This window comes from Rhizobium sp. BK313 (assembly GCF_014193655.1).
GTDB lineage: Bacteria > Pseudomonadota > Alphaproteobacteria > Rhizobiales > Rhizobiaceae > Rhizobium.
Window position 1 is genome coordinate 1,748,962 of the sequence record NZ_JACHZQ010000001.1, and the last position, 26,491, is coordinate 1,775,452.

Here is a 26,491-nt window from a genome sequence, read left to right on the forward strand (position 1 = left end):
GCCGGATCGCGCCAGAGGCAGTCATTCTGATCAATCCAACTGGAGCATGAGAAAATAAACGGCCAAGCCGCAAGACCGGCTAATCAGTCGAAAACTGCTTGAGCGCAGCGTTCCAAACATCGAGCAACTCGCTTTCCGCCAGGAAAGGCGTGTCTGGTTGGACAGCTGTCTGCACAAGCACCAGATGGGTTGTCGGATCAACAATGATGTGTTGCCCCCTCGATCCATCCAACCAAAACATGCGATGGGGTCCAGGGAATACCCAGGTCAGATATCCGTATCCCCACGGATGGGTTGTTTCGTCGAGAGCTAAGAAAGAACCCTGCTCAACAGGTTGCGTCGCATCGAGCAGCCATTGGCGCGGGATGATCTGGCGACCATTCCAAAAACCGTCATCGGCAAGGAGCAGACCGAAACGGGCATAGTCTCTTAGGGTAGCGCTGAAACCAGCGTAAGCGCATTCCTGCCCAGAATTATCAACCATCCACGTTGCGGAAGACTCTGCCCCCATTGGCTGCCATATCCGCGTTTGCAAGTATTCGGACATCGTCATATGGGTCGCGCGGGCAAGAACCAAGCCCAAGACTTCGACGTTTAGGCCGCTGTAATGCCAAAGGGTATCGGGAGGAGCAATTCGTTTGTTGAATTGCGACACAGCTTCCACCGTGCTGATTTTCACTTTGCCAAACAGCAGGTGATTGAGCTTGGCGTTGTCATCTGTTCCGCTGTAGTCTTCTGTAAAGGCGATGCCTGATGCCATATGGAGCAAAGCGCGTAGCGGGGTGCTGCCAATCTCAGTGCCCTTCAACTCAGGCACGTAGGTCTCGGCCGTGTCATCCACCGATTGGATCGCACCTTCGGCAATCGCAATTCCAATAAGCATGGCAGTGATAGTTTTAGCCATCGACTGCGAAAGAAATCGGTCGTGGTCGGTGCGACCATACTGGTAATGCTCATATAGAATAGTCTGGTCATGCGCGATCAGGAGCCCCGTCGCCGGGTTGCGTGCAAGGTAGTCCGGCAAGGTAGCCGTAGAGGTGGCGAAGGTATAGGTGTCACCGAAGGGGTAAGAAACCGTGATCTCGTTCCGAGCCCGCAGCAACGGGGACGGTTTGTCGGCAGCAGCTATCGTATGTACCGGTTCTAGTTGATCCAAGTGACTGTAGTTGCCGACCATATTTTGTTGCTTGTTCAATGGCCAACCAACGGGATAACCGAGCTGCTCACCGTAATCTTCGGCACGAGGCCCGGTCTTGGAGAAGACAGGATCGGCTTTTTGCGGCTCCTGCCCATGCGCTGCGCATATTTGAAAGACGATTGACGATGCGGCCACCAATACGATGCTGCGCCAATTGGACATAGGTATTCTCCGCCCTTTAAACAGGAAACATCTACAGCACTTGGCCCCGCGCTTTTGTGACGGCAATTGCCACCATGAGGATTTGGATTCGGCAAAGCTGTCGGATTTTGCGCCTAGCCTTCGTCGGCTTTGGATCGACAGCGGAAGAGCGCCTCTTCCGCAATGCGCCATAAGCAGTCGTTTACCATCACCAGGCATGAATTTTCTACTGAGCAATTCCTGATTGCAAGGCTCGATACCATTCGGCAACTTGCCACGCGGTCACCACGCGCTGGTTTGCTAGGGTTGTATATGCTGAAAGAAATTAAAGGCCGCGATCTTTTAAGGGCTCTGATCCTAAGTGCCTTAAGCTTAGGACTTCTTAGCCTGTACTTTTATGTCCGTGGCGGGTTCAGCGCTACGATATTTCAGGGGTTATTGGCGATTGTCATAATCACCGCCATCTTCGATACCTGTTGGCTGAATGCCAAACGGACACGACTGCTATCTGCGCCTGAAAATCCGATCTCGCCTGCCGAAAAACGGGAAAGACAGATAAAGTTAGGGCGCAGGGTTTCACTGCTGGCAGGCAAAGTCGTAATCGCGGGCCTGACAATCCAGCTTCTAGTTAAGCTTTGGTTTTTACTCCATCGATAACTGCTACGGGACGACTGCGGACGATGTTGACGGCCGGATCGCGCCAATTGCGATCATCCGGCTTTCATGGTTGCGGTGCATGAGAGCGAGATTGAGTAATAACAACATGGATGGAAAATGAAGCTGCCTCATATACCAGCCGCCGTGATCTTCGACATGGACGGGCTAATTTTCGATACAGAAGCTCTCTACCAACAAGCGTTTCTGGCGGCTTCCAGCGCTGGGGGGCACAATCTGCCGACAACGCTTATTCAAAGCACCATAGGAGTGCCGTGGGTCCAGAGCAGACTATTGCTCTTGGAGCAAATGGGATCAGATTTCCCCGTTGATCAGTATGGCAGAGAGGTGACGGAACGGTTCAAAGTACTGGCTAGCACGCAACTTCGGCTAAAGCCGGGTGTCGTCGAACTCCTCGATATCCTTGATCAGCTCGAATTGCCACGATGCATCGCGACATCGTCGGCCCACTCTACGGTACGGAGCCATCTGTCCGCTCATGGCTTAGCGGGCCGGTTCGATGCGGTCATTGCGCACGGAGATTACGCCGCAAGTAAACCCGCGCCTGACCCGTTCTTGACCGCTGCGAAGCGGCTTGGTGTAAATCCCACCCTATGCCTAGCGTTAGAAGATTCCTTCAACGGGGTTCGTTCTGCCTCAGCCGCCGGGATGATGACCTTCATGGTCCCCGATCTTCTTAGCCCAACACCGGAAATCCATTCCCTATGCACTGGCGTTGTCAGCGACCTCCATGCCGTGCGCAAGCTCATTCTAACCGCCTCGGCTGCTGGCACCATTAGGTGACGACACCGGCCATGACAGCGATGCGCCATGAGCGGTCGTAATAATTTTCTGATAGTGAGATGAGGATGATCCAACGAGGCCTCACTATGCCGCGCTACCTCTGGGCAAGCTTGGCAATATCCGCCCTGATTTGGGCGCTCTGCTGGATGGGCGGAAATGACCCCCGTGTTGCGTTTGCAGATTTCAGGGACTTCGGTAGTGCGGCTTCCGTCGGTCGGTTGGAGATTGGATCGGCTTACGGTCCCTGGAAACGCAGTTCTCTCTCCGTGATATGCACGTCTGGCCACACCTTCAATCGTGTTGAAAACGCGGCTCTTCCCATTCGACAGGGATATGGTTCAGAAAGTAGCTCCCGTTAATCAAGGTGACGCCTCGTTGATCTTCGTCGGAAAGGCAAGAGAGTTTGATCATCACCTACAGGCGTCGCTCAAGGTGGAGCGGTTCGGAGTGATCGACACGATCATCTCCTCGGAGATAGACTTTGATCGGCTAAGAGACATAGTCGGCAAGTCGGGCCCAAAGCCGCCTGAGATGTGAGTGCCCAGTCGCGAGCCTTCGGTGTAAGCATGACTGGAGCCGCCACGGCATCCGATCTGGGTGGCTTTCGGCAAGTATGCCTTCAACACCTTGAGAGCATGTAGTTTGTGAACTGCACCAGGTGGCCGCTTCGGGCCGACAGGCGACCACGGACGGAACGCGCCCGCCACATGCGGTCATTCGGCGTAGAACCAACACTCAATTGGAAACATGCTTCTCCAGCTGCCATCGGCTCAAAAGCGTTCGAAGGCCGTCGACGATGATCGCATGTTGAGAAACAGCGACCTTGTTGAAGATAAGTGTCGCTTCCAGGTTTAAATCCTTGAAATCGACGTCCCCCATGCACCGCGTTGACGAAGGATCGCATTGGATGACTAAATCCTCGATCTCGCTCGACCTGAACCAGTAGATCGTTTTTAGGTCGCCCACAGGAACTGTTGTTCTCCACAGCCCATCATCTTGAATTATTCCGGCCGCACCCGCAGCGAGATGCCGGGACCCGATCAACCAACCCGCCATCGGACGTTTATCATAGAAACCTTCGCCGTAAGGTTTAAGCATAGCCCGGACCACAGACTCGTCCGCTTTCGGATTTGGTCGACGCTCTTCAGCTGGGCTGTCCGTCTTGGCGTTATAGCTGATATCAGCTTCCGGGGCATCAAGGGTTGGAATCCAATACTGCAACCACAGGGCATCTACCGAGTGAGGGCAGTTGAGTGTTCGAACCAATGGGCGGCCTTCCCAGTAACCCCATGGAACAATAAGTTTCCACGGCCCTAGATTTACGTCGATAGGATGGGTCAACTCGATCAGCGCACTGCGTCGCCGGTTCAATTCGAAATTTTCTTGCGATGTATCGAGCTTCGCGTCGTCGCAAGGTAGATTATAAATATCTTCTCGCGTCTCCTGTTTGCCAAGTGCAGACCGATCGTGAATTGAAAGCACGCCCCACATGTTAAGCCCTGCGACCAGGAAGGCAGTTCCGGAACCAACGCCGATGACGGCCAATCCGCTGACCAGCAAGAGCCGTTTGAAGAACTGGAGAAGCCGCCTGAGCATTGCCGATTATTGTGCTTTCGCTCGTCCACTTCAAGGCGCATGACGGCTCTAATCGCGCTGTGGTTGTTGAAATCCTAATTGACTTAAGTGAGATTTTATCAGGGCCATGTCGGCATCGGGCCCACAGCGGACGAGCGCCTCTTCCGCAATATCCGCCACAAGCGGTCACTCATTGCTGCCGACCCCGCTCTCATGCCGACTTTGCGTATTCAGTCTCTTCCGACGTCTCTGAAGATACCTGACCAAGATTGCGACACTAAGCGATACCAACAGTATGGCCACAAATGCCATGGAAAATACGGCGGCATAGAAAACGAACGGATTGCTCCCTGATGTGTAAATCACATCAGTTGGATCGTATTTCCCCCGCCTGATCTCAAATTGCCCGGAGACAACGATTGAGAATACCGCGAAACACCAGATGATAGCCAGAAGCATCAATCCCACTGTGCCTGCCAGAAACTGAAAAGTCTCGTTACGCGACGGCTCGTATTGCCCCAGTGTCTTTGTGGCAGGGGCGTATATTTGTCTGTTTTCCGAATCAATTCGAAGGATGTGCGGCGTCTGCTTGGCTCGCGCTCTCCATTCAACGATAGAAAACGACAAAGGCCCGAATAAGAAACCCATCAATGCTCCGAACCCGCCACCAAGCCCACGGGTTTTAGAGAAGAATGCACAGACACCGGCAAAGAGCAGCATCACCAGAAGCGGCAGAATTGCTGTATGAAGCAAATGCATCGGATCAAATCTCGTCTTTGAGGCCGCCAAATACAGTGCCCACACATACTATGCGCAACTTAAGACTGAGTAAAAATCAGTATCGGCAATTCAAGGTACTGCACAGGCGACGCCTTTGTGCCACTAGTGGTCATCAGAACTTGAACTGTTCAACCGCAGACACGCATTACTGACAGATTGTCGAGGATCACATGCCCTCTAATTTCGTCGCCAACGGTGCAGAAGCATATGAGGCCAGCATGGGCCGTTGGAGCCAGCGCCCGCGTCCGTCGCGGCAGAGATAGAGCGCACGCCGATTCCGCGTTCACTGAAAATGCTTTAGAGGCCAGCTCTATTTGTGGTACTCTACAACCAAAATTCGCAACTGCGGAGGCCTTGCATCAGGCCCCAACGCTTGATTCAGACCGGATCGGACTGAAGGCATACGGCGTGGCCGTCGAGTCATCCAGCTTCGTGTGTGTCTGCTCTTCGGAGTTCGTGAATGGAGTCGCTCATGAGCGGTCGCCTATTATTTGTAACCTTGCTCGCACTCGCGGCAGCGGCTTGTCCGACGCAAGGGGAGACCAGGTCCGGTTCTGCGTCTAGCGGCGATGTAGCCGTTCCGACAATTTCTGCGACGACACCACGGAATATAGCCACGGCAGCGCGGTCTCAACAAAAGGTAGGGCGATTTTTCATTGAGTTCCGTTCCCGCTATGCCCTCAGCTACGGCCACACCTACGTAATTTTTGGGCGTATGGGCAAGACGGGCAACATAATTGATCGCGAAGTAGCCGGTCTGCACCCGGCGTCGAATAGTGCCTTACCCTACATCCTGGGCCATTATATACCGGTGCCAGCCGAGACCGGGGAGAGCGACGGAGATCTCGATGACAGGTACAGATCGGCTAGCTGGCGCGTTACGCTGAACGAACAGGAATACAAGAAAGTTGTTGCGTACATACGCAAGCTGCAGGCCAGTTCCCGTTTCTGGCAGGCGACAGTTAGTAACTGCAATGCCTTCGTGGGGAAAATCGCACGTTCCATGGGGTATAAGACGCCCGGCATCTGGCTCCGCCCGCAGCTGTACGTTGTCAAGCTACGAGAGATGAACGGGGGGCCGAATGCGGTCGGCTACACCGGGCCTCCAGGTTAGATTTTAAAAAAGACCACTGTGTCTATGCGTTTTTCAGCCGATGACTGTTACTCCTCTACGATCCGATCGCAATTTCCAGAGCTACGGTGTTGTAGAAGCTCCAGTTATCCAAAGCACCGGCCCATCGGATCACATCGTCACGTGTCAGGCATTCTGGCTGTTTATTGATCGCGAACTGCAGGAAGTTAGACATCGCTATAGCCACTTATCGGGTCTTTCCGATAAACGTATGGATGCCACGTGCTCCAGGGTCAACGGCAGCAAAAGGCCGCCAACAGCGGTCATCGCTAATTCCTGAAATCGCCGTACGGTTTGCGGCAACTCACAGCTAAAGCGAGCTACTCGGGAAATGATAAAGGACTGGGAGCAGATAGCCGACTACTTCAATGCTATGCGCGAGCGATCGAGCAATGAAGCTATGAGAGCAGCGTTGACTGGGGTCAAAGAAGCCATCGATTTTATAAATCAAGGCCCACTTAGACAGACGCTGTTCGGTTGGACTTCGGTTGGTGACTTATGCGTCCAGCAGGCGGATATCCAGCCCTATAGCGGCCCCTACCTTCGCCTGTCTCCGCTGGCATCGGGCTTGATCGAATTTCGCTATGTGGACACGGCCATCGAACGCCGACAGTGGCACCGCACGGAAGTTCCAAACCTCGCAATCCAGCGGCTGGAAACATTCTTCGACCAGCTCTGTTGGCGTCCTCGGCCTACGCAACCAGGTGCCGGTGATGTTAACCGGCGAAACTCAAATTAAAAGCATGTACGCGGGACCGCAATGGGCCGATTGTCGTCATGACGCTGATACGCCAAACGGGACTTTGCGCCCGGTTCAAAAGAGCATACTGGAGGGAGAGATGCAGATTTGGTTTGAACGGGATAGTGTATGTGCTGGTGACGATGTGCTCGCGCCAAACAGTAAGGTTGTAGCCTTTCGAGCAACGCCTCGCATAAGTGAAATCTTGCACGAAGCCGGGCCGATCATCGACTATTTGCCTTGCGTGCACGCATCGCGGGCTCACTGGCTTGTATTCATTGACAAGGAATGTGTCGCCAGGGTCAGTTTCACCTGTGAACCGTGTCGTTCGCTTGCCGTCACGATGCTGGTCTCTGATCGACACGTCGAAGCAGAACGGGTCTATTTTAGCGCCGCCGGACAAGAGCGCATTAGGTAGGGCTATGGTGGGAATGTCCGCAAAGGGCCCAACAAGCGGACGTCGTCGCTGATATGTCACTGTGCTGAGCTAAGTTTTTTTTCATGAAGCCTCCAATAGTTCTTGAGCCGCATGATCCTGGTTGGGCCGCCTTATTCGATGCGGAGCGTCTTGCTATGGAAAGTGTGGACGAAGGTTGGTTCAAGGCTATCCATCATGTAGGCAGCACTTCCATCCCCGGGATCGCCGCAAAGCCGATCATCGACATATTGGTCTCCTTAAACCGCAACGAAGATGGCCCGGCTTGCGCGGATGCAATGAGGAAACTGGGGTATGAGTATCGCGGTAATGGCGGCATTTCCGGCCGCCATTACTACCGAAAGGGAAACCCGCACACCCACCACATTCATATGTGGGTTGAGAGCAATCCAGAATTTGGGCAACATCTTAGATTTCGCGATTTCCTGCGGTCGCACCCGGCTGAAGCGCAAGCTTACGAAACGCTTAAAAAGGAACTCGCAGAGCGGTTTGTGTCGGACACTCTCTCGTACTCTCTCGCAAAAGACGAATTCTGCCAGCGCATTGATCGGCTGGCGCGTGGGGAAGAATGAGCAGAATTGACCAGCTCGATGACCGCATTGGGCCGACAGCGGAAGAGCGCCTCTTCCGGAATGAGCCAGAAGCGGCTATCACGAACGTCCCCCCTCTTCTGGCAACGATGTTCCTTGGCCGCATCGCGCCAACAGCGGTCATAGCGCGAGTCGATAGCCCGCGCTTTGCAGGATCGAGATCACGACCAAACACACGCCGATTTCTACTCCCAACGCGATCATCAAGGCTACTCGATAGGCCAACTGCCGCCCTATGCTGTCCGAGGTGGACGTTGGATAAAATCTCTGGGCTATAAATGTTGCTCCGCTCCTCAGAGCGAGAAATACAAAAATCCCGTAAAAGAAATAGACCTTCTTCATCCAGCCCCCAACGGAAATGTGGTCCGCCAACACCAGTTATTGCGGCTAAGCTGACTATCCTTATAATCGCCCCGTTATAACGTGGGCCGTTCATATGAAGCTCGTGCGGGTATCAAGCCAATCTGAATGGGAAGCCTACCATCAAATTCGGCGGCAGGTATTATTTGATCTCCGTGGATTGACTGGGTATGACGACCAGCATCCTGATGACCATAGACCAGAGAATATTCCTTTGATCTTGGTCGACAAGGCTGAGCCGGTTGGCGCGGTTCGTCTCGATGTTGCCGAGAACGAGCATGGTATAGTCCGCATGGTCGCAATTGTCCCGGAGAGACAGCGGCAAGGCCTTGGTAGAACGATGATGAACGCTGTCGAGAGATTAGCCCGGACGCAAAATGTAAGTGTGCTCGAAGTCCACGCTGCATCCGATGCAGTGGCATTCTACGAGCGGATTGGTTGGGAAATGGTCGACGCGGACCGGGCAAGCCCTCTGATGGCGAAGACCTTGTAATGACCGCACAAGGCCGGAAGCAGACGAGAACATCGACAGCTCTATGCCAGACGCTGGCAAAATAAAGATTGACCCTTTGCACTGACGAATGCATTCATGCGCGTTATGAGCAACACACACGCAGCATCGATGAATGAAGGCCGCAACCAGCGGGCCGTCGTCGCATGCGTGTTCGGAGGACGAGGTCTTCGCGTCCGGTCGTGATGCCGCGCGTATTCGCGCGACCGACTGGACGTAAAGCATCCACCCCATCCTTTTAATGGCCATCATGGAGATTCGGCCATGCTCAGCATTCTGAATGTAAATTCGCTCGTGCACTGGGAGGAACGTGAAATCCTCCGACGTGAAGAGTTTATCCGCTTTTTTTCGGAGGAAGTCCGCGCCTTCCTCCGGTCCATTAATCCGGCCTGGGACATGCGGCGCGTGGAAGCTCCCACGCTCCTCCCCCGACACCTTATCTCCGATGCTTACGAGAATGCCGATGTCTGGATGCAAGAGAAGTCGACGGGCGCAGAAACGGAACTTGTCCTTCGTCCAGAGACCACCCCTTCTACCTACGCCTACATGGCACATCTCCTCGACACTCATTCCGGCGCTAAGTTGCCGCTCTGCGTCTGGCAGGCTGGACGCTCTTACCGTCGTGAGCAGGTGCAGACGACGGCGCACATGCGCCTGAAGGAGTTCTGGCAGATCGAATTCCAAGCGGCCTTCACCACTGACACTGGCATGGACTACCACTCCGCCTGCCTTGAGCCCGTCCGCAAGATGATCGCTTCTGTCATAAACCTCCCCACCCGCGTCATCGAGTCCGACCGCCTCCCAAGCTACTCGCAGGTCACGACGGACATCGAGGTCGATAATGGGTTCAAGTGGATGGAGGTCTGCTCTATCTCGCGACGGACGGACTTCCCACGCAAGTTCGTCTCCCGAGCGAAGGGGGGCGCGACCCGCGAACACGACGTCCTGGTCCTAGAGATAGCCATCGGCCTAGACCGTTGCCTTCACAATTGGGCAATAGCCGCAGACCGGGCCTAATCGAGATCAACAGGTGCCGTTGTCGTCTCGGTCCGAGCCGAGGCGACACATCGAAAAATATCCATAAGATAAGGCTTTTCGGCATGGGCTACGCGATTTGATACCTTGATAGTTTGACAATGGCCGGGAAAAGAAGACGGCAAGGCTTTCACTGCAGCCAAACAGGCGTTGATCGACGCGCACGACGGGCGGCTGACACCTGCCGAGGCGCGAGCTGCCTTTCTGCCGCCGCTGAGGAAGCGCGGATATTCTTCTTCAAGCAGTAGGTCCGGGCCAATAATACCGGAAGCGCTAAATCGAAGCCCGCCGCTGCGGTTGTGACGCAAGCGACGGGCTAAGGTATCGCTATTAGGTGAGTGCGATACCCGGTGACACCCCCATGCCACCCACTTTCAAAGCCGCTACTCTGAACCTATTGAACTGGAAATTTCTCCGCCACCCAATCGGACCTTCGTTCTAGCCCGGACCACGCCTTGATGAGGCAAGCGGCTGCCACAACATGGCGCTGCATCCTGCAAAATTTGTTGCGATAATATTCGATCGGCTCGGCCATCCTCTGGCGGCCGGGATCTCGTGTTGCGTCCTGAGCGAGGGGGCTCCTGCCTCCGTCCACCCGTGCCGCACGCCCTATGGTATGCTGCTGACGCAGCAGGTGGACGCGAAGCGATGACAGTATAATGCGACAGGAGCCCTCCGATCGCGGCAGATCACTGGCGATATATTTGCCGCGATCAGACGTGAACAGAAGTGAACAGAAGCGGTGCAATGTGGCGGGCGGATGCCCGAATTGATGCACAGATACATGGGGTGGCTACACACAGTCACTTTAAAGGAAAACTACCATGTCCATGCTTCGTAAAATCGCTGCAACGAGTCTGATTACTCTGTCGCTTGCAGTCACTTCTATCGCAACGGTAACACCCGCATTGGCCCAAGGCGGCCACGGTGGCGGTCACGGTGGAGGCCATGAGGGAGGCGGGCATCGGGGAGGAGCTGCCATGAGCAGCCAGATGAGCGGAGAGGCAAGCCGCGGCGGCGGGTTTGCTGGCCGAGACCACTTTTCCAGCCGGTTCCGCGACGATGGACCTTTCTCCTCTGGCGACTATGAAAACTATCTCTACAATCAATGCCAATGGCAATGGAGCCACGACCACAACCGCCTCGGCAATCCAGTCAGGACGGATGTATGCTCCTGATCGATGAGACGCAAAGGCCTTCATGGAATGATCTATGAGTAGCGCGAGCCCAAAAACAGCGCTGCGGGCGAATATTCTTGAAAGCTATTGTATTCTCTGGGAGGATCGCCGTCCGCAGCGTGCTTGATGCACGGCTGCGGATCGCGGGGATCGCTTCGCCTCTCCGTTTGGTGAAGCTCCGGCCTACATCGCCAACCAACGAGGCGAGCCGTCTGCAAGGAACCATCAGCGTAGGGGCGTTTTCCATTTCCCGCGCGAAGTGGCTTACAAGATTTTCGCTCTCTTGATGTTGCGAGCAGCGACAAGCAACTGGCGACCCTCAGACGACTGACACGGATCGAAGGAAGTGCCGATCTCAGCTTCATCACGGAAAAGCCTCAGACCGGTGTCGAACGCCGCCAGTATTGGCCGCGCCAGAGGTCGCGCCGCCTCAGCTATCTGCAGACAAAGCTCATCGTCTTCACGATCATTCTCGCAGCAATCCTTGTGGGCCATGCATTTCAGGGTGGCATGAGCTTCCTTCGGCTTTCGTCCAGCTCGGTATCCGCCGCACTGCCGCCGGTTTGTCAATTCAGCACGCAAAGCTTCTCGATCACCGACGGCGACACAATCCGCATGCCCCAGAGCAACTTTGTCAACAGGACCTAGTGCAGGCAATCTGTGACAAGGCGGGAGCGCTTTTCATTCCTATGTTACAGATTGATCTGAATCGTGCTCGCCAACCACCATGGCGGCTTCCCGTTGCATTTGGAGTCGCGCGAATTCGAGCCTATGATCGGCTGGCTGGCTCCCGCGCCGCTGCCCTCGTCATCAGGAGTCGGCTAATTCGGATGCGTCACTCATTGGTTTCGCCTGGATCGATACTCCGCCGTCAAAGCAGTCGATCAACAAATCTCCACTTGGGACGCTCAGCGGGAGGGGGCGCAGACGTCGGCTTTTTTGGATTCGATCCCGCAAGCTGCCGGTCAGCTTCCGGCCCCATAGCGGACATTGACTGTCCAGCCATTAAAGGACAGCTTCGCGCCAATCTCGGCCATTCAGCTTGGCTGGGTCAATTGCCGAGAGCAGACGTTGATGCCGGCCAAGCTATAGGCGCAGCAACAAGCTACTACATATTCCAATGGTCAACTGCTGATCCCTCTCGAGCATTGGCTCTCCCGGTAGTTTCAGCCTTAATCTCTGCGGCGACCGGGATCGTTGGGGGCGTAGCGCTCTCCTGCGATCCGATCCGGCGCGAAAATCGCACTGAGATAGGCAATCTCGTCGCGACTAAGGGCGACGTTCGTCGCGGCAAGGTTCTCGCGCACATATTCGACATGCTTGGTGCCGGGGATCGGCACGATGTCGAAGGGCTGGGCCAGGAGCCAGGCGAGCGCGAGCTGGCCAGGACGACAGTGCTTGCTCTCGGCCAATGCCGCGAGCGCCTCTACGGGGGCAAGGTTGGTGGCGAGGTTTTCGGCCGAAAAGCGCGGATCGGTGATCCGGAAATCTCCTTTGGCGAAGCGCGTCTTAACACTGACCGCGCCGGTCAACATGGATCGCCCGAGTGGGCTGAATGGCACGAAGGTGATGCCCAGTTCACGACAGGCGGGCAGGATTTCCGCCTCGACGCCACGCTCCCACAGCGAATATTCGGACTGTAGCGCCGTTATGGGGTGAACCCCATGGGCCTGGCGTAGCTGGGCCGCGGTTACTTCGCTGAGACCGATGGAGCGCACCTTGCCCTGATCGACAAGCCGGGCCATGGCCCCGACCGTATCCTCCACCGGCACGTTCGGATCTAGGCGATGGGCATAATAGAGGTCGATGACCTCGACGCCGAGACGGCGCAGGCTCGCCTCGCAGGCGGAGACGACGTAATCGGGATGCCCGTCGATGCGCACGCTCTTGCCGTCATCGGTGAGCCTGACGGCGAATTTGGTGGCCAGCACCACCTCGTCGCGGCGCCCTGCGATGGCTCCGCCAATCAATTGCTCATTGTGTCCGAAGCCGCGGTTCTCGGCGCCCACTAGCATATTGGCGGCGCCATAGATATCTGAGGTGTCGATGAAGTCGACGCCCAAATCTAGGGCCTCGCGGATGGTTCCGGCCGACTGCGCGTCATCGGCCTCACCATAAAATTGCGACATGCCCATGCAGCCCAGCCCGACCGGACGGACGACCAGATCGGAATGGCCCAGCAGGACGCGCGCCGATCCGGCAATATCATCGGAAGTAAAAGTCATTTCGGTTGCTTCCTCGCAGATGCAGCACATAGCCAGGGCAACCCCGGCCGTTGGAACTTCCCATCTCATCTAGGAGGAATTGATCGTTGTAACAATTGCGATAAAACAGATCTCAGAGTAACGGAAAATGAGATAATGCGACCAGCCAAGCTCCTCGAACTCGAAGCCATACTGGCGATCTCCCGTCGCGGCAATTTTCGCGCCGCGGCTCGGGACCTGGGCATTTCTCCCACCGCCATCGGCAATGCTGTGGCCGGGCTTGAGGATGAATTGGGGGTCAGACTTTTCGACAGGACCACCCGGCGGGTAGACCTCACGGCGGCCGGCCACGACCTCGTGCGCGCCATCGCTCCGGCCCTGTCCGATATCCACGCCGCTACCGAGGCCGCCCGTAGCCAGCGCGGCAGTCCGAAAGGCACATTGCGGATCAACTGCTCGATCGCCGGCGGGCATCAGATTCTCGTTCCCTTCATCGTCGAATTCATCCGCCGCTATCCCGACGTGAAGGTCGATATCGTGACCGAGGGGCGCTTGGTGGATATCGTGCAGGCGGGCTTCGATGCCGGAGTGCGTATAGCGAGCGCTGTTCCGCCCAACATGACCATCGTTCCTCTGGGCCAGAGGCTGCGTTATCGGGTGGTTGGATCGCCGGACTATTTCAAAACCCGTCCGCGCCCGGTTCATCCCAATGAGCTGGGTGGGCATGATTGCATCCGCATCCGTTGGCCGAGCGGGGCACCCTATGAATGGGAGTTCGAGAAGGATGGGGAAGTCATACAGGTCGATGCGCCCTGGTCGCTCAGTCTCGACAATCATGGCTTGATCGCCCGCGCGGCCTTGGCGGGCGTGGGCCTTGCCTATGTCGCCGAAGCCGAAATTGCCGACTATGTCGCCTCCGGGCGGCTTGTTCCGGTTCTGAGCGACTGGATGCCGCCCAGTCCGGGCTTCTGCCTCTACTTTCCCGAGCGCCGCCCGACTGTCGGATTTGCTGGCGCGCTGGCGCAGGTGATAGCGGAACTGGGCGGCGGAGGCGATTGATGCCGGTCAGACCTGGCTCAGCCCGCCATCGACACACAGGTCGATGCCGGTGATGAAACTGGAATCCTCGGACGCCAGAAACAGCGCGGCCGTGGCGATTTCGCGCGGTCGACCGAAGCGCCCGAGCGGTACCATGGCCGTCATCGCATCTTTCCAACCCTGTGGCGCGGGCTGGGTGAACGGGGTATCGATCGGGCCGGGACTGATGACATTGACGCGGATGGCGCGATCCTTAAGCTCCATCGTCCAGCCGCGGGCGAAGGCCCGGACGGCAGCCTTGCTCGCGCTATAGACGCTGGCGCCCGGCATGCCCTTCAAATGCGCGATGGAACTGTTGAGGATGATCGATCCACCGTCGCGAAACAGTGGCAGGGCCTTTTGCACCGTGAACAGCACGGCCTTCACGTTGACGTCGAAGGTGTGATCGACCAGTTCGGACGATACGCTTGCCACGGGCTCGCCCATATGCCCGGCGCCGGCACTGGCAAACAGCACGTCGATATGGCCCTTCTCGGCCTTGACGGTGGCAAACAGGCGATCGAGATCGGCAGGGTTGGATACATCACCTTGAATGCCGGCGACGTTTTCTCCAATATAGGCGACGGCTGCATCGACCACGTCCTGGCGCCGGCCGGTCACGAAGACATAGGCTCCTTCCTCGACGAAGACTTTCGCTGTTTCCAATGCCATGCCGGAGGTTCCCCCGGTAATGACGGCGACTTTTCCACTCAACCTGGACAATTTGGCCTCTTTCGTTGGTTGCATGCCCGGCAATGGCCGGGAACGCCCATTACTTACGGGCCGGACGGCGATTTCCAATTCAGGTCGAACGAATAGCTTGAATTCCAGTCTGGAATATCGATCTTCTTTTTTATTCCGTTTTATGCTCTTTGGGACCCGATATCGGCGAGTGGAGACGGGAAATTGGATCAGCTCAAAAGGATGCGGCTGTTCGTGCGCACCGTGGAAACCGAAAGCTTTTCACGCGCCGGCAAGGCAGAGAGTGTGGCGCAGTCAACCGTCAGCAAAGAAGTCGCGGCATTGGAAGCCCACTTGGGCACATTACTGATCCGGCGCAGTCCGCGCGGACTGAGCGTGACCGACAAGGGCCGGGAATTCTACGACTTCGCCATCGGCATGCTCAGCGATCTGGAAACGGCGGAGGCGCGCATACGCTCGGGGGAGATGTCTGCCAGGGGTCGGCTGCGGGTGACCTGCTCGCCGGTGTTTTCCAATCGGCTGATAGCGCCGCGCCTGCCGGCTCTGTTCGCCAGTTATCCGGACCTGACGATCGATCTGGAAGTTTCGGAGCGCTATGTGAGCCTGATCGAGGACGGTGTCGACGTTGCCATTCGCATCGGCGAGCTACCCGATTCCGGCCTGCTCGCGCGCCAGATTGGCTGTGTGGAGGCCACAGTGGTCGCTTCCCCTGCCTACCTCGCAGAGCATGGCACCCCGGCTAACCTCGATGACCTGGCCAACCATAGCTGCCTGCCGTTCACCTTCCAGGGCAATTCCAAGACCTGGAAATTCCAAGGCCCCGAGGGTCCGGTGGTCGTACCACCTTTCGGCCCGCTCCGCACCAACGACCCCGAAAGCGTCCATGCGGCAGTGCTGGCAGGGATGGGTCTAGCCCAGGGGCCGAGCTGGATGTTTGCCGACGATATCGAGGCTGGCAGGCTGGTGTCGGTCCTGGAGGACTATAGGCCGCGGCTCTATCCAATACAGGCCGTCAGTTCCACGACCCGCCGTATGACGGGGGCGATCAAGGTCTTCGTTGATTTCGTCGCCGGCCTGCTCAAAGACGAGCCACACCTGCGCCTGCGATAATCTACGCAAGTCGCGCATGGAGGTGAACGCTTCAGAGATGGCAGCCCTGATTGACTCGCCTTCGCGAAGTGTGTCAGCGGAATGAGGCATCTGTACTTGGGATCGACCGCCGTACCGGACCACAGCGCGTTTGTGAGATCAGCAACCAGGCCTATCCGGCCGGGCGGCTCCCCTTCTACACGCATCTCCTTGGTGTGCCGCGGGAAGCCCCATGGGATCGACTTGAGCATCCTCAGACCGTCCTTCTCGATGACGACTAGTCCGTACGCACCTTCGACAGTCTCCGTCGGCACCTCGACGGACGCCGGAACGTCGACCTCGAAATGGGCCGTGATCGCATCCATCGTTCGTGCGAATCCGAAATCCACCGACGCAGAAGCATAATGAAGCGCATGCGTTCAAGATGGGGAACACCAGCAGGGAGTAACTAGAGCTCGTCGTCGTCTTCGAGAGTTCCCGGAAGAGCCGCCCAATCCTTAATCGACCCTTTCGATCCTCGTTCGTAGCGAAGGATGAAATGTCCGTCCTTGTCCTCGACGATTTGCGGCTTGTCCTTCGCGGCGTCGAAGAATGCCCTGGGGTCTTCCTCCACCTGCTGCCGGGTCCACAAGTTATTCATGGGTTCCGATATTCCTTGTCGCCGTCGTCTTGGCGATTAAACTTTTGACGCCGGGAATAAGCTACTGTTTCTTTTGAACGGGGGCAAATCCATCTTTCGAGCATAGGATGCCAATCCAGAGCAATGTCATCAATGACGGGGCGCGACCGCTGCTGCTCCTGGACACTTCGATCTTGAGCGCGCGGGCAAAAATACGCCCTCCTGCAGGGCTCCGATCGTGGTTAGAAGACGTCGCAGAGATCGCCCACCTCTGTGTCTGCTTCCCGGTGTTGATTGAGATAAAGCGGGGCTTGTATATGTCGAGAGACCCGGCGACGGCGGCGCGAGTCCGAAAAGTGATCGAGGACATAGAGCAGTCGGACTTCTTATACCTTGCCCTTGGCCGAGACACTGAGGACATCTTCGCAGCCATGATGGCGACGCCGGCCCTGAAGCGGTTCTGGCACCCGGACCCAAAGGCGAAACATCAGCGCGTCAGCCACGACCTTACAATAGCTGCCATAGCGATAACCTACGACACTCCTATCCTCACCACAGACAGCGATTTCGAGGACATTCATCGGCACTTCAGCCTCCCAGGCGTCTACAATCCGCTAACCGAAGAGTGGCTGGTCGAAGCTAGGATGCCGATCGAGCTTCCAGGCTTGCGGCCGGATGCTCCCGCCATCTGACAAGTGGGCATGGTCGCAGGCACCAGTCGAGATTTCGAAATTCTTTACCCTCTCTCTAGGCACGTCAGTTGAGCTACCCCTTCGAATGGTACGTCGAAGACAGGCTGGCAGGGCGGAATCCGAAGTCTCGATGGATCGACGAGTTCCCCCTATACGTCGTAGCACGCCTCTGCGAGACGATCGGCGCCACCGAGATGATAGGAAAAGATTTCCTCTCGGAAGCCCTCACCGAGCCGGATTGGGCGGAGGCGGCCCAGATCGGATTCGAGGTGATGAGCGAAGGCAACGCGGCTTTCGAAGATCACCTTCGTTCCTGGCACGAGTCGTTCTGGACGACGAAGCACCACGTCGGCGGGCGGTCGCTGTACGGCCGGCTGTACGACCGGCTGGCGCACGAGATCGTCGACCCTGACTACGATCCCATTCGCAAGATCATGTACGACGTCACGCTGGACTCCCTCCCTATGGGACCCGGCGATTTTTTGTTCGGGCCGATCGAGGAGCGGCGCCTGCATTCGGTTCGTTCCGCGGCGATCGAATACGGCATCCTCCCGAAAACGATGCGGAAGCTCGTGCAAAGCGCCGGTATCGTCCTTCCCGGCAGCGCCTTACCCGGCAGCATCTTGTCTTACGAACGGCAGCTTGTACGGAGCGATGCGGTTTCGCGCTTGATGAAGAAGGTCGGGACAGCCCTCGACTGGGAGGAGGCCAAGGCCCGCCTCGGCGTGACGAGGACGATGTGGGACACGCTGGCGGACGGGTATGTCCGGCTGCTCCCGGAGCTTCGCCGGAACGTGAAGATGCATGCGTTGTACGGTACCGAGGAGATCGACGCCTTCATCGAGACAGCCTTTTCGAAAGCGACGCTTTCCTCCGAAGCTGCCGAGGACCTTCTGCCTATCGAGAAGATCGTCAGGAAGACGAACTGCAAGTTCAAGGAGGTCCTCGACCTTCTGCTCGACGGCCGCCTCGCCCGCGCCGCGGTCGGCCTTCGAGGCGTCGGACTGGGACGTCTCCGTTTCGACCTTGAAGAAATCGCGGAGCTGATCAGGCTCCCCGATCATGGCGGGCTGAGCCTGCGTGAAGTCTCCAAGAGGCTGACCACCAATGAGCGCGTCGTCCGGAGGCTGGCGGACTACGGGTATCTCGAAACTGAGACGGCCATCAATCCCGTCAAGAGGTGCAACCAGCAAATCGTCCTCGAAGATGTCCTCGACCGGTTTATGGCGGAGTTCGTCGCGCTGTACGTCTTCGCCCGAGAACGGCGGTGGAACATCGGAGTTACGAAACGGAAGCTCGCCTATATGGGGATCGAGCCGGCGTTCCCCTCGGAGGAGATCGGCGCGACGTTCTACAGACGGCGAGACCTTCCGCCAGAATGACAGACCTACGCCCCGCCCTCGTGCCGGGTTTTCTTTTGTTAGCCGGGAGTTGTTCTGCATTGAACGGGAGGGGTTTCGTTTGGATGGGTCAGGGATTCTGCTTTGTTTTCAATGCCCGGTTTTTGCTGTCGGAGCGTTTCTTTGGTGGACGCGACAGCTCTAGGCAGCCAGCCATTCTGTCCCAAACCGCTTGATTTGACCCACTAACCAATTTGGCCGCATCCCTGATGCGGCCAAATCGCGTTTATTGGGAAGACATGTTTCATACCCCAAAAAGCCAAACGATCCCGCACGGAAAAACGTAGCCGTCAAATCGCGAACAAAATGGCATCAGACGGCGCAACAACGATCAGGCAATTGCCTCAAACGCAGCGGCGCCGTTAGCTGTCCGCAACCGGCAGACAGCGGAAGAGACTCCATCTTCGGCTTCGCGCCAAATGCCAAGGCTAAACTCGTCAACAGACCGGCCTAGCCGAGAGCGCTCTGCTCCTGGCAAATCCGATCGACCAAATGATCAAGATCGCCCTTTGGTGGACGGCTCTTGGCCAGGCGCTGCTTGAGGTGCATGACCGGCTCCGCCAGAATTTCCTCAAGGCTTTCGGCGCAGGTGAAGTTGCCCGCCACGCTTTTGACCTTTGAATTGTCAAAGATCGCCGTCCAGGCCTTGTCGCCCAGGAGGGGGCCAACCCAATCCGGATTGTACCGGACAAGGGTCTCGGTCGGGACGTGTACGATCTTGGCCTCGACGCCCAACAATCTGGCGATCGCCTTTTGAATATCATCCCAGATATGCGCGCGATCGGAGGTGATGTGGAAAATCTCGTCCAACGCCGCCGGCTTGCCGAAAAGTCCGACAAAAGGCACCGCCAAATCAACCGAGCGGGTGAGCGTCCAGGGCGTGTGGCCATCGCCCGCCACGATAGTGGGCTCGCCATCCAGCATGCGTCTCGCCATGACGTCGCTGTCGCCCATCATGATGGGTAGGCCCGTGCGAACGGTGTGACTGGGGCGGACGATGGTCCAGGCCAGATTTTCGGCATTCTTAAGCAGCGCCTCGCAGGCAATCTTATTCTGGCTATAGCGCCAGTAGGGGTTGATCGCCGGTGTCTGCTCGGTAATCACATAATGGCGCGCCGGCTTTTCATAGACCGAAGCCGAGGAGATGAAGATGTACTGGCCGCAGTGCCCCGCGAACACATCGATGTCCCGCGCGACTTGATCGGGTGTAAAGGCAATGAACTGGCACACGACGTCATAGTTAGCCTTGGCCAGGTCCGCATAGGTCGGCGCTGCGAGATCGCCAACGATGGAGGTAACCCCGGCAGGCAACAGGTCACCTCTCAAACCGCGGTTATAGACGCTGACATGGTGGCCTTGAGCAACGGCACGCTCGACGCATGGATATGAAATCTGGCCGGTGCCGCCAACGAAAAGGATTTTCATAGGCATATGAAGGACCTCAGTGTCAGACGTGGTGGGATTTGTGGTCAGTCTTCATAGCGCGAAAGAACTTGGTCGTCTTCTGCAAAATCTCGCCCACCCATGATTGCGCCGCAAGTGCCGGAGCGTCGCTTCGCGCCAACAGCTGACACGTCCGAACTAGGGGGAGCCGCGCCAATAGCGCCCGCGTCCGGATGGCATCCCATGAAATATACTCGGTGGTCGACGCAGGGCGGTCGCCCGAAGCGATCGAACTGCTTCGGCCCATCGTCGAGCGTAGTAATCCGCCACCGGCGCGGTGTCGGCATCCCAATCCTCAGCCACGGGATGCACCGAAATCTCGCCTTGCCCTTCAGTCCGTGAGCGCATCAGCAAGCCGGCGGATGACAGGCGCTGCGATCATCACAACCGGGAGCATGACCGTCCAGGAGAAGAGATAGGCCCGCAACCAGTGGGCGGCGAAGCTTCCCTCCGCATAGAAGGGCAGGCTCGCGATCGCCGCCGCAACGGCGCAGGTTATCCCCGACTGGAAGATGCCGAAGACGAAATGGCGGTATTTCCGGGGAATTCTGGGCATCGCTGATGATCCTTGGGGCGGCGCCGTCGCGCGGAAGTCAGGCGACGTGCTCTACTCCACCCAGGCTGCGATGCACCTCGAGCGCATTGCGCTCCACCCAGTTATGCTGAAGGAGCCCGTCCTCGCGCACATGCATCACGGCGGTGCCGGTCATAGTGATCGGGGAGCCGCAGGCCGGCGAGCCCATGAAGCCTTTGTTTCTGCCTGTGACGATCCAACGGGAGACGACGCGGTCGCCCGTCTCGTTCTGGAAGATCTCGACGACGTCGAACTGGAAGTCGTCGATGCTCGCAAGAAAGGCCGCGACCCACTTCTTGAAGGCTCCCCTCGAGCGGACCTCGACGCCGCCCGTGGTGATGACGAATTCTTCCGCCACCAGCCGGTCGACGGCCTCGGGGTTCTTCGATTGCCACACTTCCCGCCAGAAATTATTGACGATTTCGACCGAATTTCTGTTTGCCATGTCCATATCTCCTTTAGAGCGCTGCGCGCCCGATAGGACGTGCAAAGGGCGCTCGATCACTTTGAAACAGCGTGCGTTGCACGTTCGTTTCTGGCGTCATTGTTGGAGATTGCGATAAAGAAGAAAAGCGAATAGTATTAATCGCATCTAGTTGAAAGGCTAATCGATGACGATACTACCCGATCTGGAACCGGATCTGCTCCGCGCCTTCGTGGCGGTGGCCGAGACCGGCAGCTTCACCGCGGCCGCTGAAGTGGTCGGCCGCTCGCAATCGGCGGTCAGCCAGAAGATCCTCCGCCTCGAGGACATCCTGCAGATGCGCGTCTTCGACAGGACCAGCCGCTCGCTGAGCCTGACGTGCGACGGCGAGCGGGTTCTGGTGGCGGGCAAGCGGCTACTTGCCCATTATGAAAGCTTCATGCAGGAGCTGCGCGATCCGCCAAAGGTCCCGCTCCTCAGGCTCGGGATCTCCGAGAATCTGGTCCAGACGCAGCTTCCCCGGCTGCTCTCCCGCTTCAGCAACCTCCATCCCGACGTGCAATTGGAGCTGACGACGACGGCGAGCGAGGAGCTGCTCGCCGAATACGAGGCTAGGCGCCTCGACATCGTCATCGCCAAGAGGCGGAAGGACGGTTCGCCCCATCCCGGCCGCGTGGTCTGGCGCGAACCACTGGTCTGGATCGCCGGCCCCGATTATCGCATGGATGACCGCAGGCCCGTCCGCCTGGTGATGATGCGCCCGCCCTGCATCTATCGCGGCGTCATGACGGAGGCGCTCGATGCGATCGGCCGCGAATGGGTGACGGCCTGCACGGCAAGCAACCTCATCGGCATCGAGGCCGCCGTCCTTGGCGGCCTCGGTGTCACCGTCCTCGGCAAGTCCTTCGTCCAGAACGGCATGAAGATCCTGCCCCCTTCCGAGCGCTGGCCGGCACTCCCCGTCGCCGAAGTCTCCGTCATCGGTGAAAACCCCGCCCTGCAGCATATCGTCCAGCCACTGGTGGCGCTCCTGACCGAGGCCCTGCTAGAAAGCACGAGTCTGATCCTCGAGACGCCGCTGACGGCCGCCAACGGGAGGTAGCGCGACCGCCTCTCCTCGCTAGGAGGCAGCAATTGTGACCACCCTCAACGTGGACGCCAATTTTGCGCCATGGATAGGCAGCTCAGGGTGGCTCAGGTCCCCGGCCAAAAGCCGGCGATCAACGTGCCATGGTGCAATTCCACCGCTCATTGAGCGCCAAAGTGCCTCACGCACCGCTCGAACCAGCCGCCGACTGCATGTCGGATAGAAGCTTAGCAAGGGCCTGAGCCCCAGCGGTCGAGGATGCTGGATTTTGTCCAGTAATCAACCGGCCGTCCGTGATGGCGAATGGCTGCCAGTTGGGCGCTTTTTCGTATACTCCGCCGAGCCGCTTCAGTTCATCTTCGACCAGGAACGGCACGACCTTCGTGAGTTGTACCTCTTCTTCTTCGCTATTCGCGAAGCCTGTAACGCGCTTGCCCTTGACGATCGGCGCACCCTTGTAGTTCACGCGATGGAGGACTGCGGGTGCATGGCAGACCGCAGCAACCGGCTTACCCGAATTATAGAAGGATTCGATCAGGGAAATTGAATCCGGATTGTCGACCAGATCCCACATCGGCCCATGACCTCCGGGGTAGAACACGGCGTCGAAGTCCTCCGAACGCATGTCCTTGAGTTTCAAGGTGGTGGCGAAGTCGTTCTGCGCCGACTTGTCCTGCTTGAACCGTGCCATGGCGGGCGTCTGGTTTTCGGGCAGATCGCTCTTCGGATCGACCGGAGGCTGACCGCCTTTTGGGGAAGCGAGCGTGAGCTCGACACCAGCATCGCGAAACACATAGTAGGGCGCGGCGCCCTCCTCAAGCCAGAAGCCGGTCTTGCGACCGGTATTTCCCAATATGTCATGGGATGTAAAAACCATCAGGATTTTCATCGTGGGCTCCTTCCGATCTTGTGTTGCAGCCAGCGGCTGCGCGGGTGGAAGCGTGCCGATTATCCAGAACAGGCGCAGTTGCACATTGGTATCGGCGATACCTTTGTATCACCCTGAGACAGTTCACACTACGGCGCGACGGGTTCGTGCCACATTGCTCCCGCGGCGGCCTATTCAGCCGTCTTGTCTCCCTCGAGCGGCTGCGCATCGAAATGCCGCCCGAACTCGCGACCAGGCTGCAGAACTAGCACCCCTCGCATAAGACGCCTCACACTCAGGTCTATGTTTGGCCAACCTCAGTATAATTTCAAAGGAGGTGCTTTAATGTTAACCTTTCTCATTGGCTCGACATCTTCCTCCCATGGGGCGACCGCCCACCAAGCACTTTGGTGTCCCCCCCTACACACCAAAGGGCCGCGGATGCCAATCCGCATTGACCGCCTCGCCCGGACTCGAGGCGGTCATTTCCATGGTGTGCATGACGGCAGGACAAAAAACCCACCAACTGGTCAAACCGATGGACTGCCCTGCTGGTGGAATCCTGCAGGTTGGTACCCTGGCGAGGCTTTGGACGCGAGCGGCAAGCACGTGGCGAAGGCTGCATCTAATTGATGATCACTTGGCGTCGCCCACGCCCCTCCCTCAGAACATTGATTTTATCCATACGATATGTCTAATTTAGCATTCTCTTTTCGGAGGATGCGCAATGGTCGAACAGACGCACATGGATATGGATGAAATTCGCGCTAAGCTTGACGCGCTCGCGAAAAAGGCGCGGGCGATTTCGGAGCAGGTGATCGTGATGACACAGCCGCAGCCGATTAAAGCTCTGACAGCAACTGCGCGGGGCCGGCGACGTGGCCGATCCGAGGGTGCGTCCGCACTTCGATTAGTTGCCAACCGCTAGCTGCTTTCACCGCGGCCGGCGGGTGCCCTCAACCGGTTCTTCAACCCGGCGCGTGGGCATCGGCGAATGGCCAACGAACGGCGTTTCCATTGGTGGTCTGTCCTGCCCAGAGCAACGCGTTGGAGGCGAACCCACCTCGCCGGACACGAGGCGAGGAAGCTCAAATGGTTAATTGTCGAAAACCGACAGACAAGCGCTGGGCGATGTGGAATCTTCCCCGTTCAGCCTCCCTTCTTGGCGGCCGGGGTAAAGGCAAGCGTCAGCCAGACGTTCCAGCCTTCCGGCCGGTTCTGAGCTCCGAACTCATAAAAGCCCTTTAGATTTACATATCCGTCGGTCTTGTCACCTGCCGAGAACTTGTAGCCGACCTGCGGACCGATGCCGAAGACCCGCGATTTGAAATCTCCTAGAGTTGCCCCTTCGCCGCTGTCGCCAGTAAGCTGCTGGAAGGCGTAGCCCGCCAGACCGATATGGACGTGTTCGTTCAGGAATTGCGATGCTGCCCAGTCTATATGGCTATCGATGCCGTTCTTGTAGTTCGTGTCGGTATTTTCGAAGTTGTAGGTCAGTCCGCCGACGATCGAAAATTCACGGCCCGTGCTTGGATCGAGATATGTATAGCCGATGCCACCGTCTATGGCAGAGTGACCGAGGCCAAGATTGGCGAGTCGGTCGGGATCATACGAGCCGACAGGAATATCGCCCGTGACGTAGCCCATATAGTTGTTGACGCCCTGATTCCACTTGAGCGTGAATTGCGGGATGACATCGCCGAAGGCAGTAAGAGATTGGCTCTCGTGAGCACTGATCTCGTTGCCTCGCGGCCCAGTCAGCGTGGCGCCGACCGAACCGACACTTCGGCCACCAACGCCGAGCAGGCTGAATGAGGCCTGACCTCCCCAGACCGGCTGCTCGAAGGTGTAAGTTGGCCCGAACAGCAACAAATCGGCTCGGCCATCGACGCCGAGATCAACGCGTCCTCCTCTTAAGAACGGCTTACCAGCTCCCGCATCGGCGCTGCTGTGGAGATAGATTGTTGCGAACGACCAACCGGGCTCGCTGGGGGCGGCTGAAAAGCTCCCGAACGTACCGGGCAGCCAGAAGCTTAGGCCTCCTTCATCGGCGAGGGCCTGGCTGGCCGATAGCGCAATCGCGGCCAACGCCACCGCTGGCCTTACCGCCCATTTTAGCAGAACCTTCGCCCCCTTGCGGATAAACCACTCGCGCATCGCATCCCCCACGATTCGGTCGATGCCAGCATATGATAATTCGCAAACATATCCCAGAAAGCAGCGGAACTTCACAACACGCGACGTCACCTCCCTATCGCATGGAATATTCCGCGAGTTGCAAAAAGCGAAAGAATATTAGAAGCTCGTTGCATTGCGGTCCTAGGGTCTGATCAGCCGGAGCAGATTGCGGAACATGACAACTGCCTCTCCCCCTGTGCCTGCCAATCATAGCAACGCCAGCATCTGCCGGGGTTGCTGGGATCAGATGCGCGTGCCCATCCCGATCCGCGGCCCACTCGCCCTGCCCTTTCGCGCATTCGGCATCACCCGCAGCAAGATGAATCCGGATATCTGCACGATTTGCGAGCGTTCCTTTCAATACGTCAAGAAGCAGCGTCAAATCTCTGCCAGCGCAACCATACTGTTTGCGGACATCAGGGGCTTCACGGACCTGTCGGAACGCATCGAAGCGGTAAAATTGAGCGAGATCGTAAGCCTGTTCCATGATCGGTGCGCACAGGCGATCTGGGCCCACGATGGCATCGTCAACAAACAGATGGGCGACGGCCTGATGGCGATCTTCAATTTTCCGATCGTGAGAAAGGATCACGCCACCGCAGCGATCATGGCCGCGGTAGACATACAGCGGTCCTGCACCGCAGCTTTGAACAGCTTGAACCCTGATATCGGCGGGTTGCCGGGCCGCGCGCTCGGCGTCGGCATAGGCATCCATACCGGCGATGTCCAGATCGGTGAGTTTTCAAGCTTTCGCAGCGATTTCACTGCGATCGGCGGCGTGGTCAATCTGGCTGCGCGGCTCGAATCCCAAGCCGCCGCCGGCGAAATTCTCGTGTCGGCCGAGACGGCTACTCAGGATCCGGATCTCACGGCAGGAGCCGAAGTGCGTCCGCTTATGCTCAAGGGCATAGAACAACAGGTGCAGGCAAGGGTGCTGGTCAAGAGCTAACCTGCTGCGCCACCGCGCCCCAGCTTTCTCCCGAGTGTCGATCCCGCCCCCG

26 protein-coding genes and 1 pseudogene are annotated in these 26,491 nt (G+C 57.5%); 15 read left to right on the top strand and 12 right to left on the bottom strand.

Annotation, left to right across the window (positions count from 1 at the left end; genetic code table 11):
• Positions 1-79: 79 nt before the first annotated feature.
• A complete protein-coding gene (locus tag FHT86_RS08325; protein WP_133706366.1) occupies positions 80-1,360 on the bottom strand; it encodes a serine hydrolase in 1,281 nt (426 codons plus the stop codon).
• A gap of 162 nt (positions 1,361-1,522) precedes the next feature.
• On the opposite strand from FHT86_RS08325, the gene FHT86_RS08330 reads away from it, so the two are divergent.
• Entirely contained in the window at positions 1,523-1,996 is a 474-nt protein-coding gene (locus tag FHT86_RS08330) for a hypothetical protein (RefSeq protein ID WP_133706367.1), read from the top strand.
• Positions 1,997-2,113: 117 nt separating this feature from the next.
• Positions 2,114-2,797: an HAD family hydrolase gene (locus FHT86_RS08335; RefSeq protein WP_133706368.1), complete on the top strand. Its 684-nt coding sequence runs from the start codon at positions 2,114-2,116 to the stop codon at positions 2,795-2,797.
• Between the two features lie 735 nt (positions 2,798-3,532).
• Here the strand turns inward: FHT86_RS08335 and FHT86_RS08340 are convergent.
• Both FHT86_RS08340 and FHT86_RS08345 read right to left on the bottom strand, forming a co-directional pair.
• Positions 3,533-4,393 carry a hypothetical protein gene (locus FHT86_RS08340; RefSeq protein WP_133706369.1) on the bottom strand — a complete coding sequence of 287 codons (861 nt, stop codon included), beginning with the start codon at positions 4,391-4,393 and terminating at the stop codon, positions 3,533-3,535.
• A 165-nt stretch (positions 4,394-4,558) separates the two neighbouring features.
• Positions 4,559-5,131, bottom strand: coding sequence for a hypothetical protein (locus tag FHT86_RS08345; RefSeq protein WP_133706370.1), 573 nt, complete (start codon positions 5,129-5,131; stop codon positions 4,559-4,561).
• A gap of 481 nt (positions 5,132-5,612) precedes the next feature.
• On the opposite strand from FHT86_RS08345, the gene FHT86_RS37910 reads away from it, so the two are divergent.
• Together FHT86_RS37910 and FHT86_RS08350 are read left to right on the top strand one after the other, a co-directional pair.
• On the top strand, positions 5,613-6,266 hold the full coding sequence (locus FHT86_RS37910; RefSeq protein WP_133706371.1) for a hypothetical protein: 654 nt from the start codon (positions 5,613-5,615) through the stop codon (positions 6,264-6,266).
• Positions 6,267-7,524: 1,258 nt separating this feature from the next.
• Complete coding sequence (locus tag FHT86_RS08350) at positions 7,525-8,031, top strand: GrpB family protein (protein WP_133706373.1); 507 nt, start codon at positions 7,525-7,527, stop codon at positions 8,029-8,031.
• A gap of 138 nt (positions 8,032-8,169) precedes the next feature.
• Here FHT86_RS08350 and FHT86_RS08355 read toward each other — a convergent pair whose 3' ends face one another.
• The gene (locus FHT86_RS08355) at positions 8,170-8,391 is read right to left on the bottom strand and encodes a hypothetical protein (protein ID WP_133706374.1); all 222 of its coding nucleotides are present in this window, start codon (positions 8,389-8,391) and stop codon (positions 8,170-8,172) included.
• A gap of 94 nt (positions 8,392-8,485) precedes the next feature.
• Here FHT86_RS08355 and FHT86_RS08360 point away from each other — a divergent pair, with 94 nt between their 5' ends.
• The 4 genes and pseudogenes from FHT86_RS08360 (at position 8,486) to FHT86_RS37915 (ending at position 11,133) form a co-directional block, all read left to right on the top strand.
• Positions 8,486-8,902, top strand: a complete 417-nt coding sequence (locus tag FHT86_RS08360; RefSeq protein ID WP_133706375.1) for a GNAT family N-acetyltransferase — start codon at positions 8,486-8,488, stop codon at positions 8,900-8,902.
• 282 nt (positions 8,903-9,184) lie between these two features.
• Positions 9,185-9,937 carry an aminoacyl--tRNA ligase-related protein gene (locus FHT86_RS08365; protein ID WP_133706376.1) on the top strand — a complete coding sequence of 251 codons (753 nt, stop codon included), beginning with the start codon at positions 9,185-9,187 and terminating at the stop codon, positions 9,935-9,937.
• A 129-nt stretch (positions 9,938-10,066) separates the two neighbouring features.
• Positions 10,067-10,258, top strand: a pseudogene (locus FHT86_RS38845) (DUF982 domain-containing protein); the annotation flags it as partial.
• A gap of 677 nt (positions 10,259-10,935) precedes the next feature.
• On the top strand, positions 10,936-11,133 hold the full coding sequence (locus FHT86_RS37915) for a hypothetical protein (RefSeq protein WP_246779409.1): 198 nt from the start codon (positions 10,936-10,938) through the stop codon (positions 11,131-11,133).
• Positions 11,134-12,305: 1,172 nt separating this feature from the next.
• Here the strand turns inward: FHT86_RS37915 and FHT86_RS08380 are convergent.
• Positions 12,306-13,358, bottom strand: coding sequence for an aldo/keto reductase (locus tag FHT86_RS08380; RefSeq protein WP_133706378.1), 1,053 nt, complete (start codon positions 13,356-13,358; stop codon positions 12,306-12,308).
• Positions 13,359-13,493: 135 nt separating this feature from the next.
• On the opposite strand from FHT86_RS08380, the gene FHT86_RS08385 reads away from it, so the two are divergent.
• Entirely contained in the window at positions 13,494-14,396 is a 903-nt protein-coding gene (locus FHT86_RS08385; protein ID WP_166656773.1) for a LysR family transcriptional regulator, read from the top strand.
• Between the two features lie 6 nt (positions 14,397-14,402).
• On the opposite strand, the gene FHT86_RS08390 is transcribed toward FHT86_RS08385, so the two are convergent.
• Positions 14,403-15,137 (bottom strand): SDR family NAD(P)-dependent oxidoreductase, encoded by a 735-nt coding sequence (locus tag FHT86_RS08390; RefSeq protein WP_133706380.1) that lies wholly within the window; start codon positions 15,135-15,137, stop codon positions 14,403-14,405.
• A gap of 183 nt (positions 15,138-15,320) precedes the next feature.
• Between FHT86_RS08390 and FHT86_RS08395 the strand changes: the two genes are divergently transcribed.
• The gene (locus tag FHT86_RS08395; protein WP_133706381.1) at positions 15,321-16,226 is read left to right on the top strand and encodes a LysR family transcriptional regulator; all 906 of its coding nucleotides are present in this window, start codon (positions 15,321-15,323) and stop codon (positions 16,224-16,226) included.
• A gap of 427 nt (positions 16,227-16,653) precedes the next feature.
• On the opposite strand, the gene FHT86_RS08400 is transcribed toward FHT86_RS08395, so the two are convergent.
• On the bottom strand, positions 16,654-16,845 hold the full coding sequence (locus FHT86_RS08400; RefSeq protein WP_133706382.1) for a hypothetical protein: 192 nt from the start codon (positions 16,843-16,845) through the stop codon (positions 16,654-16,656).
• Positions 16,846-16,952: 107 nt separating this feature from the next.
• Between FHT86_RS08400 and FHT86_RS08405 the strand changes: the two genes are divergently transcribed.
• Both FHT86_RS08405 and FHT86_RS08410 read left to right on the top strand, forming a co-directional pair.
• Positions 16,953-17,516 (top strand): type II toxin-antitoxin system VapC family toxin, encoded by a 564-nt coding sequence (locus FHT86_RS08405; protein ID WP_133706383.1) that lies wholly within the window; start codon positions 16,953-16,955, stop codon positions 17,514-17,516.
• A gap of 68 nt (positions 17,517-17,584) precedes the next feature.
• Positions 17,585-18,898, top strand: a complete 1,314-nt coding sequence (locus FHT86_RS08410; protein WP_133706384.1) for a hypothetical protein — start codon at positions 17,585-17,587, stop codon at positions 18,896-18,898.
• A 468-nt stretch (positions 18,899-19,366) separates the two neighbouring features.
• Here FHT86_RS08410 and FHT86_RS08415 read toward each other — a convergent pair whose 3' ends face one another.
• The 3 genes from FHT86_RS08415 to FHT86_RS08425 form a co-directional block, all read right to left on the bottom strand.
• Entirely contained in the window at positions 19,367-20,347 is a 981-nt protein-coding gene (locus tag FHT86_RS08415; RefSeq protein WP_133706385.1) for an SDR family oxidoreductase, read from the bottom strand.
• A 343-nt stretch (positions 20,348-20,690) separates the two neighbouring features.
• Positions 20,691-20,915: a DUF2798 domain-containing protein gene (locus FHT86_RS08420; RefSeq protein WP_133706386.1), complete on the bottom strand. Its 225-nt coding sequence runs from the start codon at positions 20,913-20,915 to the stop codon at positions 20,691-20,693.
• A 37-nt stretch (positions 20,916-20,952) separates the two neighbouring features.
• Positions 20,953-21,378, bottom strand: a complete 426-nt coding sequence (locus FHT86_RS08425) for an ester cyclase (RefSeq protein ID WP_133706387.1) — start codon at positions 21,376-21,378, stop codon at positions 20,953-20,955.
• A 166-nt stretch (positions 21,379-21,544) separates the two neighbouring features.
• On the opposite strand from FHT86_RS08425, the gene FHT86_RS08430 reads away from it, so the two are divergent.
• A complete protein-coding gene (locus FHT86_RS08430; RefSeq protein ID WP_133706388.1) occupies positions 21,545-22,459 on the top strand; it encodes a LysR family transcriptional regulator in 915 nt (304 codons plus the stop codon).
• Between the two features lie 166 nt (positions 22,460-22,625).
• On the opposite strand, the gene FHT86_RS08435 is transcribed toward FHT86_RS08430, so the two are convergent.
• On the bottom strand, positions 22,626-23,333 hold the full coding sequence (locus FHT86_RS08435) for a type 1 glutamine amidotransferase domain-containing protein (RefSeq protein ID WP_133706389.1): 708 nt from the start codon (positions 23,331-23,333) through the stop codon (positions 22,626-22,628).
• Positions 23,334-24,039: 706 nt separating this feature from the next.
• On the opposite strand from FHT86_RS08435, the gene FHT86_RS08440 reads away from it, so the two are divergent.
• Positions 24,040-24,240: a hypothetical protein gene (locus FHT86_RS08440; RefSeq protein ID WP_133706390.1), complete on the top strand. Its 201-nt coding sequence runs from the start codon at positions 24,040-24,042 to the stop codon at positions 24,238-24,240.
• Positions 24,241-24,461: 221 nt separating this feature from the next.
• Here FHT86_RS08440 and FHT86_RS08445 read toward each other — a convergent pair whose 3' ends face one another.
• Entirely contained in the window at positions 24,462-25,469 is a 1,008-nt protein-coding gene (locus FHT86_RS08445; protein WP_133706391.1) for a transporter, read from the bottom strand.
• Positions 25,470-25,665: 196 nt separating this feature from the next.
• Between FHT86_RS08445 and FHT86_RS08450 the strand changes: the two genes are divergently transcribed.
• Entirely contained in the window at positions 25,666-26,439 is a 774-nt protein-coding gene (locus FHT86_RS08450) for an adenylate/guanylate cyclase domain-containing protein (protein ID WP_133706392.1), read from the top strand.
• Positions 26,440-26,491: the final 52 nt, after the last annotated feature.

What these genes read in the sequence shown, in the direction of transcription:
- FHT86_RS08325 (WP_133706366.1), bottom strand. Translation starts at nt 1,360, where the DNA reads ATGTCCAATTGGCGCAGCATCGTATTGGTGGCCGCATCGTCAATCGTC.
- FHT86_RS08330 (WP_133706367.1), top strand. Translation starts at nt 1,523, where the DNA reads ATGCGCCATAAGCAGTCGTTTACCATCACCAGGCATGAATTTTCTACT.
- FHT86_RS08335 (WP_133706368.1), top strand. Translation starts at nt 2,114, where the DNA reads ATGAAGCTGCCTCATATACCAGCCGCCGTGATCTTCGACATGGACGGG.
- FHT86_RS08340 (WP_133706369.1), bottom strand. Translation starts at nt 4,393, where the DNA reads ATGCTCAGGCGGCTTCTCCAGTTCTTCAAACGGCTCTTGCTGGTCAGC.
- FHT86_RS08345 (WP_133706370.1), bottom strand. Translation starts at nt 5,131, where the DNA reads ATGCATTTGCTTCATACAGCAATTCTGCCGCTTCTGGTGATGCTGCTC.
- FHT86_RS37910 (WP_133706371.1), top strand. Translation starts at nt 5,613, where the DNA reads ATGGAGTCGCTCATGAGCGGTCGCCTATTATTTGTAACCTTGCTCGCA.
- FHT86_RS08350 (WP_133706373.1), top strand. Translation starts at nt 7,525, where the DNA reads ATGAAGCCTCCAATAGTTCTTGAGCCGCATGATCCTGGTTGGGCCGCC.
- FHT86_RS08355 (WP_133706374.1), bottom strand. Translation starts at nt 8,391, where the DNA reads ATGAAGAAGGTCTATTTCTTTTACGGGATTTTTGTATTTCTCGCTCTG.
- FHT86_RS08360 (WP_133706375.1), top strand. Translation starts at nt 8,486, where the DNA reads ATGAAGCTCGTGCGGGTATCAAGCCAATCTGAATGGGAAGCCTACCAT.
- FHT86_RS08365 (WP_133706376.1), top strand. Translation starts at nt 9,185, where the DNA reads ATGCTCAGCATTCTGAATGTAAATTCGCTCGTGCACTGGGAGGAACGT.
- FHT86_RS37915 (WP_246779409.1), top strand. Translation starts at nt 10,936, where the DNA reads ATGAGCAGCCAGATGAGCGGAGAGGCAAGCCGCGGCGGCGGGTTTGCT.
- FHT86_RS08380 (WP_133706378.1), bottom strand. Translation starts at nt 13,358, where the DNA reads ATGACTTTTACTTCCGATGATATTGCCGGATCGGCGCGCGTCCTGCTG.
- FHT86_RS08385 (WP_166656773.1), top strand. Translation starts at nt 13,494, where the DNA reads ATGCGACCAGCCAAGCTCCTCGAACTCGAAGCCATACTGGCGATCTCC.
- FHT86_RS08400 (WP_133706382.1), bottom strand. Translation starts at nt 16,845, where the DNA reads ATGAATAACTTGTGGACCCGGCAGCAGGTGGAGGAAGACCCCAGGGCA.
- FHT86_RS08405 (WP_133706383.1), top strand. Translation starts at nt 16,953, where the DNA reads ATGCCAATCCAGAGCAATGTCATCAATGACGGGGCGCGACCGCTGCTG.
- FHT86_RS08415 (WP_133706385.1), bottom strand. Translation starts at nt 20,347, where the DNA reads ATGCCTATGAAAATCCTTTTCGTTGGCGGCACCGGCCAGATTTCATAT.
- FHT86_RS08420 (WP_133706386.1), bottom strand. Translation starts at nt 20,915, where the DNA reads ATGCCCAGAATTCCCCGGAAATACCGCCATTTCGTCTTCGGCATCTTC.
- FHT86_RS08425 (WP_133706387.1), bottom strand. Translation starts at nt 21,378, where the DNA reads ATGGCAAACAGAAATTCGGTCGAAATCGTCAATAATTTCTGGCGGGAA.
- FHT86_RS08430 (WP_133706388.1), top strand. Translation starts at nt 21,545, where the DNA reads ATGACGATACTACCCGATCTGGAACCGGATCTGCTCCGCGCCTTCGTG.
- FHT86_RS08435 (WP_133706389.1), bottom strand. Translation starts at nt 23,333, where the DNA reads ATGAAAATCCTGATGGTTTTTACATCCCATGACATATTGGGAAATACC.
- FHT86_RS08440 (WP_133706390.1), top strand. Translation starts at nt 24,040, where the DNA reads ATGGTCGAACAGACGCACATGGATATGGATGAAATTCGCGCTAAGCTT.
- FHT86_RS08445 (WP_133706391.1), bottom strand. Translation starts at nt 25,469, where the DNA reads ATGCGCGAGTGGTTTATCCGCAAGGGGGCGAAGGTTCTGCTAAAATGG.
- FHT86_RS08450 (WP_133706392.1), top strand. Translation starts at nt 25,666, where the DNA reads ATGACAACTGCCTCTCCCCCTGTGCCTGCCAATCATAGCAACGCCAGC.